This is a genomic window from Micromonospora sp. NPDC126480, from assembly GCF_040302465.1.
GTDB lineage: Bacteria > Actinomycetota > Actinomycetes > Mycobacteriales > Micromonosporaceae > Micromonospora.
In genome coordinates this window covers 52009-65736 of the sequence record NZ_JBEORU010000004.1, presented here as the reverse complement: position 1 = coordinate 65736, position 13728 = coordinate 52009, and the positions used below count along the sequence as shown (strand labels likewise).

At 72.4% G+C, this 13728-nt stretch carries 17 protein-coding genes and 1 tRNA gene; 9 read left to right on the top strand and 9 right to left on the bottom strand.

What is annotated here, in order from left to right; translation table 11 throughout:
- Positions 1–84: 84 nt before the first annotated feature.
- Both ABTW87_RS05055 and ABTW87_RS05050 read left to right on the top strand, forming a co-directional pair.
- A complete protein-coding gene (locus ABTW87_RS05055; RefSeq protein ID WP_350648635.1) occupies positions 85–954 on the top strand; it encodes a carbohydrate kinase family protein in 870 nt (289 codons plus the stop codon).
- Positions 955–1020: 66 nt separating this feature from the next.
- Positions 1021–1227 (top strand): DUF8847 domain-containing protein, encoded by a 207-nt coding sequence (locus ABTW87_RS05050; RefSeq protein ID WP_350648633.1) that lies wholly within the window; start codon positions 1021–1023, stop codon positions 1225–1227.
- A gap of 6 nt (positions 1228–1233) precedes the next feature.
- Here the strand turns inward: ABTW87_RS05050 and ABTW87_RS05045 are convergent, their stop codons facing one another.
- Both ABTW87_RS05045 and ABTW87_RS05040 read right to left on the bottom strand, forming a co-directional pair.
- Positions 1234–2382: a polysaccharide pyruvyl transferase family protein gene (locus ABTW87_RS05045; protein WP_350648632.1), complete on the bottom strand. Its 1149-nt coding sequence runs from the start codon at positions 2380–2382 to the stop codon at positions 1234–1236.
- A gap of 73 nt (positions 2383–2455) precedes the next feature.
- The gene (locus ABTW87_RS05040) at positions 2456–3037 is read right to left on the bottom strand and encodes a TetR/AcrR family transcriptional regulator (RefSeq protein ID WP_350648630.1); all 582 of its coding nucleotides are present in this window, start codon (positions 3035–3037) and stop codon (positions 2456–2458) included.
- 77 nt (positions 3038–3114) lie between these two features.
- On the opposite strand from ABTW87_RS05040, the gene ABTW87_RS05035 reads away from it, so the two are divergent.
- Both ABTW87_RS05035 and ABTW87_RS05030 read left to right on the top strand, forming a co-directional pair.
- Entirely contained in the window at positions 3115–3702 is a 588-nt protein-coding gene (locus ABTW87_RS05035) for a dihydrofolate reductase family protein (protein WP_350648628.1), read from the top strand.
- 41 nt (positions 3703–3743) lie between these two features.
- Positions 3744–4679, top strand: coding sequence for a phosphotransferase (locus ABTW87_RS05030; protein ID WP_350648626.1), 936 nt, complete (start codon positions 3744–3746; stop codon positions 4677–4679).
- 10 nt (positions 4680–4689) lie between these two features.
- On the opposite strand, the gene ABTW87_RS05025 is transcribed toward ABTW87_RS05030, so the two are convergent.
- The 3 genes from ABTW87_RS05025 to ABTW87_RS05015 form a co-directional block, all read right to left on the bottom strand.
- Complete coding sequence (locus tag ABTW87_RS05025) at positions 4690–5487, bottom strand: alpha/beta fold hydrolase (RefSeq protein WP_350648625.1); 798 nt, start codon at positions 5485–5487, stop codon at positions 4690–4692.
- A 168-nt stretch (positions 5488–5655) separates the two neighbouring features.
- Positions 5656–6309: an alpha/beta hydrolase gene (locus tag ABTW87_RS05020; protein WP_350648623.1), complete on the bottom strand. Its 654-nt coding sequence runs from the start codon at positions 6307–6309 to the stop codon at positions 5656–5658.
- Positions 6310–6360: 51 nt separating this feature from the next.
- Positions 6361–7416, bottom strand: coding sequence for a saccharopine dehydrogenase family protein (locus ABTW87_RS05015; protein ID WP_350648622.1), 1056 nt, complete (start codon positions 7414–7416; stop codon positions 6361–6363).
- A gap of 104 nt (positions 7417–7520) precedes the next feature.
- On the opposite strand from ABTW87_RS05015, the gene ABTW87_RS05010 reads away from it, so the two are divergent.
- Positions 7521–8477, top strand: coding sequence for a helix-turn-helix domain-containing protein (locus ABTW87_RS05010; protein WP_350648621.1), 957 nt, complete (start codon positions 7521–7523; stop codon positions 8475–8477).
- A gap of 41 nt (positions 8478–8518) precedes the next feature.
- Complete coding sequence (locus ABTW87_RS05005; RefSeq protein ID WP_350648619.1) at positions 8519–9181, top strand: TOPRIM nucleotidyl transferase/hydrolase domain-containing protein; 663 nt, start codon at positions 8519–8521, stop codon at positions 9179–9181.
- A gap of 52 nt (positions 9182–9233) precedes the next feature.
- Here ABTW87_RS05005 and ABTW87_RS05000 read toward each other — a convergent pair whose 3' ends face one another.
- Positions 9234–9848 carry a DUF2625 family protein gene (locus tag ABTW87_RS05000; RefSeq protein ID WP_350648618.1) on the bottom strand — a complete coding sequence of 205 codons (615 nt, stop codon included), beginning with the start codon at positions 9846–9848 and terminating at the stop codon, positions 9234–9236.
- 242 nt (positions 9849–10090) lie between these two features.
- Here ABTW87_RS05000 and ABTW87_RS30185 point away from each other — a divergent pair, with 242 nt between their 5' ends.
- The 3 genes from ABTW87_RS30185 to ABTW87_RS04990 all read left to right on the top strand — a co-directional run bounded on the left by ABTW87_RS30185 (position 10091) and on the right by ABTW87_RS04990 (position 12351).
- On the top strand, positions 10091–10396 hold the full coding sequence (locus ABTW87_RS30185; RefSeq protein WP_502891526.1) for a DUF7710 domain-containing protein: 306 nt from the start codon (positions 10091–10093) through the stop codon (positions 10394–10396).
- Positions 10397–10468: 72 nt separating this feature from the next.
- The gene (locus tag ABTW87_RS04995) at positions 10469–11104 is read left to right on the top strand and encodes a hypothetical protein (protein ID WP_350648616.1); all 636 of its coding nucleotides are present in this window, start codon (positions 10469–10471) and stop codon (positions 11102–11104) included.
- Between the two features lie 500 nt (positions 11105–11604).
- Positions 11605–12351, top strand: coding sequence for a hypothetical protein (locus tag ABTW87_RS04990; RefSeq protein WP_350648614.1), 747 nt, complete (start codon positions 11605–11607; stop codon positions 12349–12351).
- A gap of 227 nt (positions 12352–12578) precedes the next feature.
- Here ABTW87_RS04990 and ABTW87_RS04985 read toward each other — a convergent pair.
- From ABTW87_RS04985 to ABTW87_RS04975, 3 genes are all read right to left on the bottom strand, one after another.
- Positions 12579–12653 (bottom strand) — tRNA-Val (locus ABTW87_RS04985).
- Between the two features lie 87 nt (positions 12654–12740).
- Positions 12741–13208, bottom strand: a complete 468-nt coding sequence (locus ABTW87_RS04980) for a peroxiredoxin (RefSeq protein WP_350648612.1) — start codon at positions 13206–13208, stop codon at positions 12741–12743.
- Positions 13209–13264: 56 nt separating this feature from the next.
- Entirely contained in the window at positions 13265–13702 is a 438-nt protein-coding gene (locus ABTW87_RS04975; RefSeq protein WP_350648610.1) for a DUF3052 domain-containing protein, read from the bottom strand.
- Positions 13703–13728: the final 26 nt, after the last annotated feature.

The window sequence follows — 13728 nt, the reverse complement described above, 5'->3', positions numbered from 1 at the left end:
CCCCTCGTCGAAGCCCCGGCCCAGGATAGGCCCGCCCGGACCGGGCCGGGCGGCGGGCGGTGGCCACCGGCTATCGTCGCCGCCGTGGACGACCTGCTCGTGATCGGCGGCCTCGGGGTGGACGTGCGGGTCCGCGTCCCGGCGCTCCCGCTGCCCGACGTCGACTCGGTGACCGTCGACCCGATCGACCTGCGGATCGGCAACACCGGCGCGGGGGTGGCGCTGGCCGCGCACGCGCTCGGCCTCCGGGTGACCGTGGTGGACGTGCTCGGCGCCGACCCGGCCGGGGACGTGGTCCGGGCCGCGCTGGCCCGGAGCGGGGTGCGGGCGGTGCTGGCCGACGCGCCGGCCGGCACCCGCCGGTCGGTGAACCTGGTCGACCCGGCGGGGCGACGCAGCTCGCTCTACGATCCCCGGCCCTGGCGGGGTCCCACGCCGTTCCCGGACCTGCCCACGCTCGTCCGGGGCGCGGCGCACGTCCACGTGTCGATCATGGACTGGGCCCGTGATCTGCTGCCCGCCATCCGGGCGGCGTGCGGCGCGGGCGTCACGCTCTCCACGGATCTGCACGACTGGGACGGCGCGAACCCGTACCACCGGCCCTTCGCCGACGCCGCCGACCTGGTCTTCGTCAGCGGGGTGCGGCTCGGCGACCGGGCGGGCGCGCTGGCCGCCGGTCTCGCGCCGCGCACGGTCGTGGTCACCCGGGGCGGGGACGGCGCCGACGTGCACCCGTCCGGCGGCGCGCCGGTCCGGGTGCCCGCGGCGGAGCCGCCCGCGCCGGTCGTCGACACCAACGGCGCCGGCGACGCCTTCGCGGCGGGCCTCGTCGCCGCCCGCCTGCGCGGCGCGACCCTGGCCGACGCGGCGGCGTACGCGGCCCGGGTGGCGGCGGCCGCCTGCACCCGGGACGGCATGGAGTACCCGCCCGGGCTGCTTCCGCCGCCCGCCTGAGCCCACCCCGGGCGGCGCGCCGACGCTTCCGCTGCGGGGGTGCCCCACGAAGGGCAGGATGGGCGCATGGCATCAACCGTGGAGATCCCCCTCGTCGGTGGCGCGGCCGACGGGCAGACCGTCACCGTCGAGCTGGACCCGAACGGCCGCCCCCCGCTGACGCACCACCACCTCGGCGAGGGTGGGCTCGCCGAGGCGGAGATCTACGAGCTGGAGACGGTGGGGGCCGAGGCCGGGCGGTGGCGCTACTGCTGGCGGGGCCCGGCGGTCTGACCGGGCTCACGCCCCGACGCGGATCATCGACTGGGCCCGCAGGCTCTCCAGCACCGCCCGGGTGACCTGGGAGGTGCCCCGGGCCTCCTCGCACACGTCGGCCACCCGCCGTGCGGTGGCCTCGGCGCGCTGCTCCCGCTCGTCCCAGAGCCGGTCGACCTCGGCCAGCAACGGGCCCTCGACCTCCCGCTCCACGCCGCGCAGCGCCGGCACGCCGAGCCGCTGGGCCAGGTCGAAGACCTTGCCGGCGTACGGCAGGGGCAGGAACGGGGTGCCCACCATCGCGGCGAAGATCAGAAAGTGCAGCCGCATGCCGACCGCCAGGTCGAAGTGCCGCATCAGGCCGAGCACCTGCTGGGGCGAGTAGGTGCCGTGCAGAATCCGCCCCCGCTCGGCGGCGATCATGTGGGACAGCACGCCGTGCGAGTGCCGGATGTCGTCCCGCTCCATCGGAACGAACAGGACGTACGCGTCGATCCGGTGCACGAGGAAGTCGCCGATCTGGGCCAGCAGCCGGTGGTAGCCGTCGACGTCGAGCCGTTCGGCGGCCCGCCCCGGCTCGCGGACGCTCATGCCGACCAGCCGCTTGCCGGCCGGCACCCCCTCCTCGCGCAGCAGGTGCGCGGGAAAGTCCTCCGGTTCGAGCAGGAACGCCGGGTCGGCGGTGACCGTGATCGGGTTGAGCAGGCCCGCCTCCTCCAGGAGCATCCGGGACTCCTGGTCGCGCACCGTCACCTGGGTCGCGCCGGCGAGGGTCTCGCGCACCATCCCGGTGTCCACCGTCTCGCTGAGCGGGCCGACCCCCACCGCGTACGTGAGCAGCGGCAGGCCGCGCTCCTGGGCCACCCGGACCACTCGCAGGTAACGGCGTGCCTCCCGGTCGTAGAGGATCCCGCCGCCGCCGAGGATGAGCAGGTCGAGTTGCGCGAGCACCAGGGACGAGTCGCTGCGGCTCACCCCCTCCCAGGGCACCGCCTCGACCTCGGGGTGCGCCACGCGGGTGTGTTCCGGGTTCCGCGAGAAGACGATGATCCGGGCGTTCGGCTCCTGCTCGCGCAGATCGGCCAGGAGGCCGGTGAGGATCGCCTCGTCACCGAGGTTGCGACCGCCGTACGAGCCGAGCACACCGATGGTCAAACCGGCGCCACGCGTCATCCGTCGCTCCTCCCCAGGTGCGTCCCGGGCGGGTTTCCCGGTACGCCGGGGAACAGTCCTCCTCCGGCACCGGTCAGCGCGCGGGTGCCGGCGGAACCAGTCGGGTGACGAAGGCCGCGACCACCTCGTCCGGGTCGAAACCGGCGTCGATCCCGGTGGTGAGCAGGTCCAGTAGCAGCCCGTCGACGGCGTAGTGCAGCAGGGCGATCTCGAACGCCCCGCCGGGAAGCCCGGAGGCGGCGTGGAAGGCCAGGTCGTCGCGGTAGCCCCGGCGCAGCGTGTCGCCGAGGATCCGGGCCAGGTCGGGGCGGCGGACCGCCTCCAGGCGCAGCTCGATCAGGGCCCGGGTCAGGTCCGGCTGCCGGGTGGTGCGTTCGACGATGTAGCGCAGGTAGTCGGTGAGCAGCTCCACTGACGGCTTCCGGGCGCCCAACTCCGCGAGGACCGCCTCGTCCGGGGCGAACCGCTGCATGATCCGTTCGCCGAGGGCGCCGAGCAGGGCGTCGCGGGAGCGGAAGTAGTTGGACGCGGTGCCGACGGGGACGCCCGCCTCCGCGTCGACCGCGCGGTGGGTGAGCCCCCGCGCGCCGGTCGCCGCCAGCACCCGCAACCCGGCGTCCGCCAGCGCCGCCCGCCGTGCCTCGTTCCTCGCCACGGCCAACACTCTAGCCAAACCACGACAGGTGCTGTAGTTTCCGTTGACCACAACAGCAGTAGTGATTGAGGAGATCCTTGCGCAAGCTCGTGTACTACGTGGCCAGCACCATCGACGGCTTCATCGCCGCCCCGGACGGCTCGCCGGACTTCTTCGGGCTCGAACCCGACGTGGCCGAGCACATCGCGACGCACTGGCCGCAGACGCTCCCCACCTTCACCCACCCGCAGTTCGGCATCGACCGTCCCGAGGGCCGCTTCGACGCCCTCGTGATGGGCCGGGCCACCTACGACCCGGCCCTGAAGATCGGCGTCACCAGCCCGTACGCGCACCTCAAGCAGTACGTCTTCACCCGGACGCTGCCGCCAGCGCCCGACCCGGAGGTGCAGATCGTCTCCGGTGATCCGGTCGAGTTCGTCCGGGCGCTCAAGCGCGAGCCCGGTCGCGACATCTGGCTCTGCGGCGGCGGCGACCTCGCCGGCCAGCTCCTGCCCGAGGTCGACGAGCTGATCGTCAAGCTCAACCCGGTCGTGATCGGCAGCGGCGTACCGCTCGCCGCCCGCGACTTCGACCCCCGGCGGTTCACGCTGGCGGAGACCCGGCCCCTGGCCAGCGGAGTGGTCATCCTGCACTACACGCGCCCGGCCACCGACGAGGCCGGCTAATCCGATTGCCGGCCGGCCCGGGCGTCCACCACGGTGGACCGGTGAACGCGCGCACCACGACCCGGATCGGCTGGGCCGACCTGCCCGAGCACGTCCGGTCCGCCGTGGAGGACATCCTCGGCGACCGGGTGGTCGAGGCGGTTTCGCAGCCCGGCGGGTACTCGCCGGGCACCGCCGACCGGGTCCGCACCGCCGGCGGTGCGCGGGCGTTCGTCAAGGCGGTCAGCCCGGCGCAGAACGCCGACAGCGTGCGCCTGCACCGCACGGAGGCGCGCAACACGGCCGCCCTCCCGCCGTACGCCCCGACGCCGCGGCTGCTCGGCCTGCACGACGACGGCGAGTGGGTGGCTATGGTGCTGACCGACGTGGACGGACGGCACCCGGCCACACCGTGGCGCGGCGCGGAGCTGACCCGCGTACTGGCGACGCTCGCCGAGCTGGCCGCCGCTCTCACCCCGAACCCGGTGCCCCACGTGCCGAACGCCGCCGAGCACCTGGCGTACGACCTCGCGGGCTGGCAGCGGATCGCCGCCGACCCGCCGCCGGACCTCGACCCGTGGGCGGCGGCCCACCTCACCGACCTCGTCGACGCGGCCGGGCGGGCTCTCGCCGCGCTCGACGGCGACACCCTCTGCCACGTCGACATCCGCGCCGACAACCTGCTCGTCGACCCGGCCGGCACCGTCACCGTCGTCGACTGGCCGTGGGCCTGCCGGGGGCCGGCCTGGTTGGACACCGCCCTGCTACTGGTGAATGTCCGGCTGCACGGCGGGCACGACACCGACGCCCTGCTGCGCCGGCTGCCGGTCACCGCCGACGTCGACCGCGACACGCTCACCGGCTTCTACGCCGGTCTCGCCGGCTTCTTCCTCGACGGCGCCCGGCGGCCACCCCCGCCCGGCATCCCCACCGTCCGCGCGTTCCAGCGCGCCCAGGGCGAGGCGCTGCTGCCCTGGGTGGCGAGCCGCCTCGGTTGACCTCCGGCGGTCAGCCCGGCGGGTGCGTGGGGTGGGTGAGGAACGGCAGGACCGCCGCCGGCAACGCCGGGGACGCCAGGATGTCGTGGTGGGTGAGGCCGGGCAGCACCGCCAGCCGCGCGGCCGGCCGGTCGCTCCCGTCCCACCCGGCGTCCCGGTGCCCGCCACCGAGCAGCCCGAAGAACTCCACCATGTGCCTCGTGGTCACCGAATCCGCGTCGGCGAACACCAGCAGCGTGGGCACGGTGAGGGCGGCCACCTCCGCCGACCAGTCGTACTCACGCCGCAGCAGCTCACCGGACTTCGCCCACAGCCGGGGCCAGTCCCCGGGCCGGGGCGCGACGCGGGCGTAACGCTGGTGCGTCGGCGTGCCCCGCATCCGCTCGCCGGCCGCCTCGTCGTGGCCGGACATCGCGGCGAGCACCTCCGGGTACCAGCCCTGCCGGCGGCACGGCGCGGAGACCACCACCAGCCGGCCCACCAGCCCGGGATGCTGGATCGCGGCACGCAGCGCCACCCCGCCGCCGAGCGAGTAACCGAGCACGTCCACCTCGGCCAGGTCGAGATGGGCGGCCAACGCGGCGACGTCGTCGGCCAGCGACTCGTACCGCAGTGGACGGTCGACGTCCGGTGTGCGGCCGTGGCCCTGCAGGTCCACCGCGACCACCTGGCGGCGCGCGGCCAGGGCCGGCCGGAGCGGGCCGAACATCTCCGTCGACCCGAAACCGCCGTGCAGCAGCACCAGCGGCCGGCCGCCGCCGTGCCGCTCGTACCAGACCTGCCGCCCGTCGATCTCGGCGTAACTCACGCCCCGCTCCCCCTCCTCACGCCGCCGCCCGGCGGGCAGCGGCGCAACCGGCGACCCCGCCCCGCGCGACCGCGCCGCGCCCCCTCCGCCCGCAGCCGGGGAGTCAGCCTTTCGGGTACGCGCACCGCCATGCCGCGAGTATGCGGGCCGCAGGTGACATCGGGCGGCTCACCGGGCCGGCGCGGTGGCCGTCACCTGGGCCAGGAACCGGCCGACGGCAGCAGCCAGGTCAGGACGGCGCAGATCCAGGGCGCCGTGCTCGCCGTCGGTCACCGTCACGTGCACCCGGTGCCCGGCACCGATCAGCGCGGTGGCGAGATCCAGGGACTGCGTGGCCGGGACCGCCGCGTCGTCGAGCCCGTGGACGAGCAGCACGGGTGTGCCGTTGCCGACGTGGGTGGTGACGGTGCAGTCGAGGGTGGCCGGGTCGCCCGGCGCCGGCCGGTGCCCGAGCAGCTGGTGCCACGGGTTCCCCTCGCTGCGGCCGCGCGGCCAGTCCGCGGCGAGCGGGTCGACCGGCGGTTCCAGGGCGACCACCCCGGTCACGTCGCCGGGAGCGTCCACCCCGCGGAGCCCCACGTGCAGCGCGAGATGGGCACCGGCGGAATCACCGGCGATCAGGAGCGGCCGGCCGGGTGCCCGGGCGGCCCGCGCCGCGGCCCGTACGTCGTCGAGCTGCGCCGGCCAGGTCGCCTCGCCGCTCAGCCGGTAGCGGGCGTGCACCACCCGCAGTCCCAGATCGGCGAAGAGCGACACGTCGGTGATGTCCCGCGAATGCCACCCGCCCCCGTGCACCCACAGCAGCACCGCACCGTCCAACATGGTGGAGATCCTACTGCCGAGCCGCCGCCGCGAGGTGGGCGCGGATGGAGGTCAGGCCGACTGCGGTACGCGGGACTCCTGGCACGGGCCGAGCGAGATGTGGGCGGACAGGGCCCGCAGGAAATCGGGCGCGTCGAAGATCTCACCGGCGGAGGCGACGCCGCTCGTCCTCGTCCGACCGTCGAGAACGCGCTGGACCGCCTCGACCGCCAGCGGCGCGCTGATCGCGTAGATGTCCTGGCCGCGAGCGACCACACGGCGTTGCGCGCCGCCGGAACGCACGACGACGTCGACCAGGAACGTCTGGTCGGACCGACCGCGCGCGTCCACCGCGACCGGTGCGGGCGCGTCCGGCGTGGCCAGGTCCCGGGCCGCGTCGGCCGTCATGTACGTGCGCACCTCGGGGATGGGCAGGTGGCTGGGAACGGTGACGACGTCGGCCATGGTGAACTCGCCGAGGACGGCCCGCCGGCCGATCGGGGCGGGGAAGTCCCACTCCAGGGTCGGCAGGTCGCCCCCGCAGTACTCCAGCCGGCCGCCGGTGTAGCGCACACGTCGACCGTCGCGCCGTTGCCGTGAGACGGTGCCGGAGGCGAGGGTCCCGGCCGTGGGGTGCCAACTGCTCAGCCCGTACGCGACGTGCGCCTCGTCAGCCGCCGCCCAGTCGCCCATCGCCGTCGTCACCAGCAGGTCACCGAGACCGCCGAAGAACGCCATCGCCGGGACCACCGCGGTGCCCGCCGCCCGCGCGCGGTCGCTGTACCGCGTGAACGTGTCGACGTTGGCCTCGATCTCGGCCGCCACGTCCACGTACGGGATCCCGGCGCGCAGGGCGGCCTCGATCACGGGGGCGGCGGTCGAGGCGAACGGCCCGGCGCAGTTGACGACCGTGGCCGCGCCCGCCAACGCCCGGTCGAGGGCGGCCGGGTCGTCGACCGACGCCACCCGGTGTTCGAGCCCAGGATGCGACGCGGCAAGCGCCTCGAGCTTGCCCGCGTCACGGCCGAGGAGCAGCGGGACGAACCCACGATCGCGTAACTCCGTGACCACGAACCGCCCGGTGTGCCCGTACGCGCCGAACACCGCCACGGTCTGTCCCGAACTCATCCCCGGTTCCTCCTGCGTCTCGAAAAGATCGACTGAGGAGATCCTCTCGACAGCGGCCGGTCCGGGCCAGTGTCTGGAACGCCATGCCCCGTAGAGTTTCGGACATGGCCACTGTCGCGATCGCCGCAACCGACGGGATGCTGCACCTCGAGTTCGCCCTGGCCTGCGAGGTCTTCGTCCGCGATCCGACCGGTCTGGCCGATCCGTGGTACGACGTCGTGGTCTGCGGTTCGCGCCCGGTCCGGGTCGGCCGGTTCGGCGTGCAGCCCGACGACGGGCTGGACCGGCTCGCCCGCGCCGACACCGTCCTCATCCCGGCCGTGGAAGACGTCGACGCCGACGTGCCAGCCGACCTGCTCGACGCCGTCCGCGCGGCCCACCAGGCGGGCGCCCGACTGGTCTCGCTCTGCACCGGTGCGTTCGTGCTGGCGGCAGCCGGAGTGCTGGACGGGCTGCGCGCGACCACGCACTGGGCACACACCGACGCGCTGGCCGCCCGCTATCCACGGGTACGGGTCGACCCGGACGTGCTCTACGTCGACAACGGCAACGTGCTCGCCTCCGCCGGCAAGGCGGCCGCGATCGACCTGTGCCTGCACCTGATCCGACGTGACCACGGGTCGGCGGTCGCCAACGCCGTCGCCCGCCGCCTGGTCGTGCCTCCGCACCGCGCCGGAGGCCAGGCCCAGTTCGTCACCACCCCGGTGCCCGCCCGGGACGACCATCCTCTCGGCGACCTGCTCCCCTGGGCGATGGAGCGGCTGGACCGCCCGCTGACCGTGGAGGACCTGGCCCGCCGGGCGAACATGAGCTCACGCAACCTGGCCCGCCAGTTCAAGGCGGCAACCGGCGGCACCCCGCTGCACTGGCTGGCGACGCAGCGGATCCGGCGAGCCCAGGAGTTGCTGGAGAACACCGACGACAGCATCGACGCCATCGCGCGGGCCGCCGGCATGGGAACCGCCACCACGCTGCGCCGGCACTTCAACCGCACCGTGGGGGTGCCGCCGGACGCCTACCGGCGTACCTTCCGCAGCGCGGCTCGCCCGGTCGGTGGTTAATCCCTGGCCGGTCGACGGGCGCGTCGCCGATGATTGCGGCCATGGCCACGATCCCGCGAGCCGACGGGCCGACCGCCGGGGCGGTCGACGGCCGGCTGGGGGGCAACGCGGCCTCGCTCCGGGCGACCGCCCAGGCCCTGGCGAAGGTCGAGTCCGCCGCGGCCGTGGTGCTCGTCGAGGGCATCAGCGACCAGATCGCACTGGAGACGGCGGCAGCCTGCCAGGGCCGGGACCTCGAGGTGGAACGGGTCGTGATCGTCCCGATCGGCGGGGCGCACGCGGTCGGCCGCTTCGTGACGACGTTGGCTCCCACGCGCCCCACCGTGCGCCTCGCCGGCCTGTGCGACCTGCGTGAAGAGACGATCTTCCGGCGGGGACTGGACCTGACCCGGCTCGGCCGTACGCGCACGGACATCGAGCACGTCGGGTGCTTCGTCTGCGTCAACGACCTGGAGGAGCAGCTGATCCGCGCCCTGGGAACCGCTCGGGTCGAGGCGCTCTTCGACGCGCAGGGTGACCTCCGAGCGTTCCGCTCGTTCCAGAGCCAGCCGGCCTGGCGCGGCCGTGAGCCGGAGGCACAGATGTGGCGGTTCCTGCGCAGCAGCTCGCGCCGTAACCTGCGCTACGCGCGCCGGCTCGTCGAGGCGGCGGTTGCCCGGGACGCCCTGCCGCAACCGCTCGACGCGCTGCTCGCCGCCGTCTGAGCCGGTGTGGAGGGACCGGCACCCGGTCGGCCACCCAGTCGGGTGGGCGTCGCTAACGCTCTTCGCTGGACCCTAGTTGGCGTGCGGTGTCTTGGTAGTACGCCATGAGCTGCGGCAGTGGAACCGCCTTCCGGGACACGGCGGAAAGATCCTTCCCCTCCTCCGACCACGGTGGCGGCCATGCGCTGAGTCCCTGGTCGGCGGCCAGTGCGTCGACTTCCGCTTCCCACCCGGACCATCGCAGGGTGTCGTAGAACTGGGTCAGCGAACCAGCAAGGACCGCATACAGCCAGTCGGCGTACCCCTGATCGAGGTCCGGCCACTCGAGATCGTCCGGACCAAAGTAATGGACCGTCGGCTTCCCGCCAGGCTGTGCCGGCACCCACACGTACTGGCCGCCCATGACGTCGTGACCGACGACGACCCAGGGGCCCGCCGGGTCCGACTCGCTTGCCACATCAGGAAGCCCGTGGTGGCCGCTACCGAGGACGCGCAACCAACCATGGTCCACCAGCAGCCCTCCCGTGTTGGCGACGACCGCACCGAGCCACGAACGAGTCGTGATCCCCAGCGCCGCCAGGCAGGCTTCCGCACGAACAGGATCGACAGGCAGCACCTCAACCGGGTACGGGGCCGCGGACACCTCAGTCCATGCCGACTGCTCCACGGCCGTAGCTTGCCCGAACACAACATGATCGTCCAGCCGGACGTGTCGTAGGTTCTAGGCGAGCTGTCCGGCGGGGTCCGCCCGCGTCTGCGACCTCGGTGCGACCGTCATGCCCGGCCGCTGCGGGCTGTTCTCGTCCCGCCCAATTGCTGTCGCCGTTGCTGTCGACAGCAACCCCGCTGTGATCCGGTCGGCCGGTACCGGGCCGCACACCGACTGACTCTGCCCGGCATACTCTGGCCGTGCAGACACCTGCCAGCCCTGACCCGCGCGGCGCAGCGATTTCCACGGTGTGGGTCTTTCACGGCTCGAATGCGCGATTCGCGTCCGGCGTGTTTGAGTCTCAGGCTGACGGACTCGCATGGGCAGCCCGGCATCGGCTGTCGGGCACTCTGAGCGAGTACCCCGTAGGCGTCGGCTGCTACGACCAGGCCGTGGCGGCCGGTCGATTCCGACCAAGCAAGCCGCACCATGGAGCCCCTGACCATGTTGCTGCGTTCTCATCTAACCTCAGGCACCGGCATTTGACCGATGGCGTGCCGGACTAGCGAGGGACACGGTTTGGGGTGGCTGGGGCCTCGGCAATGAACCACGATGGGCGGGTAATCGAGCAGCGACCGATGAACCTCGTCGGTCGGCGCGTGACGGCCATCGTGCTCACCGGCCTGGCCGTCGTTGCGGTGTCAGCCGTGCTCGTGGCCCGGCACAATCCTTGGCACTACGTACACCTGATGCCGTTCGGTCGGTCGTCAGTCGTGGCGCTCGTGCTGTTCGCCGCACCGGTGCTGCTCGGCGTTGCGGCATGGCTCGTGCTGCGGCCGGCGCTGGCGCGGCTGTTGGCCGTGGTTGCGACCGTCTTGGCGTTGGTCGCGCCCTGTAGTGGCCTCAAATTTCTCCCAGGGCCGTCGGTCTACGGCCTTGACGGCACGGAGCCGTATGGGAATACCGAGGTTGTAGCCGTCTCCCCAGGTGGCTCATTCGAGGTGGTCCTGCTGCGCTACCGCCAGTGGATGGCTGGTTTCGACATCTTGCGGATCCGGTCACGGGCCGGGCTGTGGAGCCGGGAAGCCGACCAGGACCTCGCATGCTTCGAAACGTCGTTCGATGGGCTTCCTCCCGAGGACACCTTCGATACCGCTCGGTTCTTGAGCGACCACGAGATCGAGGTCCGCACCGAGGCAGGCCAGCCCTGGACGACCGGGTTTGACCCGCACAACCTCCTGGCCGTCTCCACCCTGTCCCACGGCTGCCAGTAGGCGCCGATCTAGCCACACCTTGTCACGCACGTCCCGAGACTGATCTGTCACGGAGGTCCTGAGACCCGACACGCCGACAGCCGGCCGGCGGCGTCGTGTCCCGCCTGATGCTTGACAGTCGCGTCCGACCTGATGCTTTACAGGGTCAGCCCGGCAAGGTGCTGGGACCGCTAACGGTCGGTGACCAAGCGCCCTCGTCGGGCCCAGGGTCGCGCCTCGCCCACCACGGCGCTTTCTCCAGGGCAGAGAAACCATGACACCTCGTCAAGGAACTCCTCCCAGTCACTCACGGCCCCGATGATGGCACGGGCTCCTACGTCAATCGGAAACGAGCCGAGCGCCGGCTCACCGGCTTGAGAGGCAGAAAGTTGAACGACATGCCGGCAGCCGGCCATCGTGTCACGGGAGATGCTTGACTCTCGCGTCCCACGAGATGCTTGACAAGATCCGGGGAAATCGAGGGATCAAGGGCGTAGACGAGATCGACTACGCTCCCTGGCATGTTGGCCGCGATCTTCGCCGTCACGGTCCGCTATCGGCGGCCGATCCTCGCCATTGCGCTTGTCCTGGCCGTGTTCCTGGCCGTGGGCCGCCGGCTGTCACCCTCGCTGGATCTGATCCTCGGCCACGCCGCCTTCCTCGTTGGTGTGCTGGCGTGTTTGCTGGCCGCGCTCGCCTGGCGCCGATCGCGGCCAGCGGCCTTGTTGGTCAAGCCCGAGGTTCGTGCATTTGCCACCGAACCGAGCGCCTCCCAGATATTCATGGCCGCCGGGCTAACGTTCGTGGCCTCGCTGTCGCTGGGCACTGTCCACCTGGCTGGCGAGGGCCTGTTCATGGTGTTGCCGATCCTGCTCCTCGTCGCCGTCGGTGTCCACCTTGCCGCCGGCTGGCGCGGCGTTGCCGTCGAGCTGCGACCGGAAGGTGTTCATCAACGTGACTTCACCGGCTCCCTGACTGTGCCGTGGGAGGCCCTGGCACCCGGCCGCCCTTCCCGACCCGCAGTCAAAGCCGCGACCCTGGCCCTGACCTACGCACAACCGGCCCTGGTACGCCGCCACGGCATCCTCCCCCTGGGCCGGCGGCTGCGCATCGACAACGTCCACCCGTGGTTCATCGCCGACACGATCCGGTACTACGTCGACCACCCGCAGCACCGAGCGGCGATCGGAGAACCAGGCGAATACCAACGGCTCCGGCATGCGTTGACGTCTCCGCCCACTGGGCCCGTCTCTGGGCACGCTTCCTAGGCCCGCTGTCAACCAGGTGCTGGGACGGATTCGTCAAGCATGTGATGGGACTAGGCAGCGGCAGCCGACCGGTCGAACGTGCGTTCGACTAGATCGGGCGGGCCTGCCGGGCATCCGGTTCCACGATCTGCGGCACACCTGCCTGACGCTGTTGCTCAGCCTCGGGACCCCGCCCCGCCCGCTCCGGGAAGTTGCTCGGCGCGGGCGGATTTTGCCTGTTCAGGTGGTGGTGGGCGCGGCAGGTTTCGAACCTGCGACCCCTCGCTTGTAAGGCGAGTGCTCTCCCGCTGAGCTACGCGCCCGGACGCCCGTACGGCGGGCCGGAGGTTGGCAAGCTTACCCTGCCGGTCACGGGCCACGTCGTACGGCCGGGCCTGAGCGACCGGGTGTCAGGCGGTGGCCGCCTCGGCGAGCGCCTTGCGCCAGCCCTGCTGGTCGCGCGGCTCCCCCGGCATGTTCATCTCGGCGAAGCGGACCACGCCCGCCTTGTCGATGACGAAGGTGCCGCGGTTGGCGATGCCGGCGACGTCGTTGAAGACCCCGTACGCCTGGGCGACCGCGCCGTGCGGCCAGAAGTCGGCAAGCATCGGGAACTGGAAGCCTTCCCGGTCGGCCCAGATCTTGTGCGCGTACACCGAGTCGACGCTGACCGTGAGCACCTGGACGTCGTCGTTGACGTACTCGTTGAGGTTGTCGCGCACCTCGCACAGCTCACCCTGGCAGATGCCGGTGAAGGCGAGCGGGTAGAAGACCAGCAGCACGGTGCGGCGGCCGCGGAAGGCGGAGAGTCGGACCTCCTGGTTGTTCTGGTCCTTGAGCACGAAGTCCGGCGCCTCGGCGCCAACCTCGATGGGCATGGTGAGACTCCTTCAGGGTCGGGTCGACGTCACGAGAGCGTGCCACACACCCCGAGTTACTTCTTGCCCTTCGACCCGCGGCGCAGCACGAGCCGGGCACCGCTCCAGTCGCGGCCGGCGTTGATGGTGGAGGTCTGCTGGAGGCCGGCGGTCGGCGCGGACTCGGCGATCTCGCTGGGCTCGACGTGCCCGTCGCGTCCGGCCTTGGGCGTGAGCAGCCACACGACGCCGTTGTCCGCGAGCGGGCCGAGGGCGTCGACGAGCAGCTCGAAGAGGTCACCGTCGCCGTCCCGGTACCACACCAGCACCGCGTCGACCACTTCGTCGGTGTCCTCGTCGACAAGCTCCCCACAGCGGTCGGTCAGGGCGTCGCGGAGATCCTGGTCGACGTCCTCGTCGTACCCCATCTCCATGACGACCATCCCCGGCTCGATCCCGAACCGGTCCGCCAGGCTGCGTACCCCGTCGGCGGCCTGACCAGCGGTCGCGCTCACTGTCGCGTGCCTCCTCATCTCATCCC

Coding starts and splice junctions, on each gene's coding strand:
- ABTW87_RS04995 (WP_350648616.1), top strand. CDS start 10,469: ATGAACCTCGTCGGTCGGCGCGTGACGGCCATCGTGCTCACCGGCCTG.
- ABTW87_RS05045 (WP_350648632.1), bottom strand. CDS start 2,382: ATGACGCGTGGCGCCGGTTTGACCATCGGTGTGCTCGGCTCGTACGGC.
- ABTW87_RS05050 (WP_350648633.1), top strand. CDS start 1,021: ATGGCATCAACCGTGGAGATCCCCCTCGTCGGTGGCGCGGCCGACGGG.
- ABTW87_RS05010 (WP_350648621.1), top strand. CDS start 7,521: ATGGCCACTGTCGCGATCGCCGCAACCGACGGGATGCTGCACCTCGAG.
- ABTW87_RS05015 (WP_350648622.1), bottom strand. CDS start 7,416: ATGAGTTCGGGACAGACCGTGGCGGTGTTCGGCGCGTACGGGCACACC.
- ABTW87_RS04990 (WP_350648614.1), top strand. CDS start 11,605: ATGTTGGCCGCGATCTTCGCCGTCACGGTCCGCTATCGGCGGCCGATC.
- ABTW87_RS04980 (WP_350648612.1), bottom strand. CDS start 13,208: ATGCCCATCGAGGTTGGCGCCGAGGCGCCGGACTTCGTGCTCAAGGAC.
- ABTW87_RS05005 (WP_350648619.1), top strand. CDS start 8,519: ATGGCCACGATCCCGCGAGCCGACGGGCCGACCGCCGGGGCGGTCGAC.
- ABTW87_RS05020 (WP_350648623.1), bottom strand. CDS start 6,309: ATGTTGGACGGTGCGGTGCTGCTGTGGGTGCACGGGGGCGGGTGGCAT.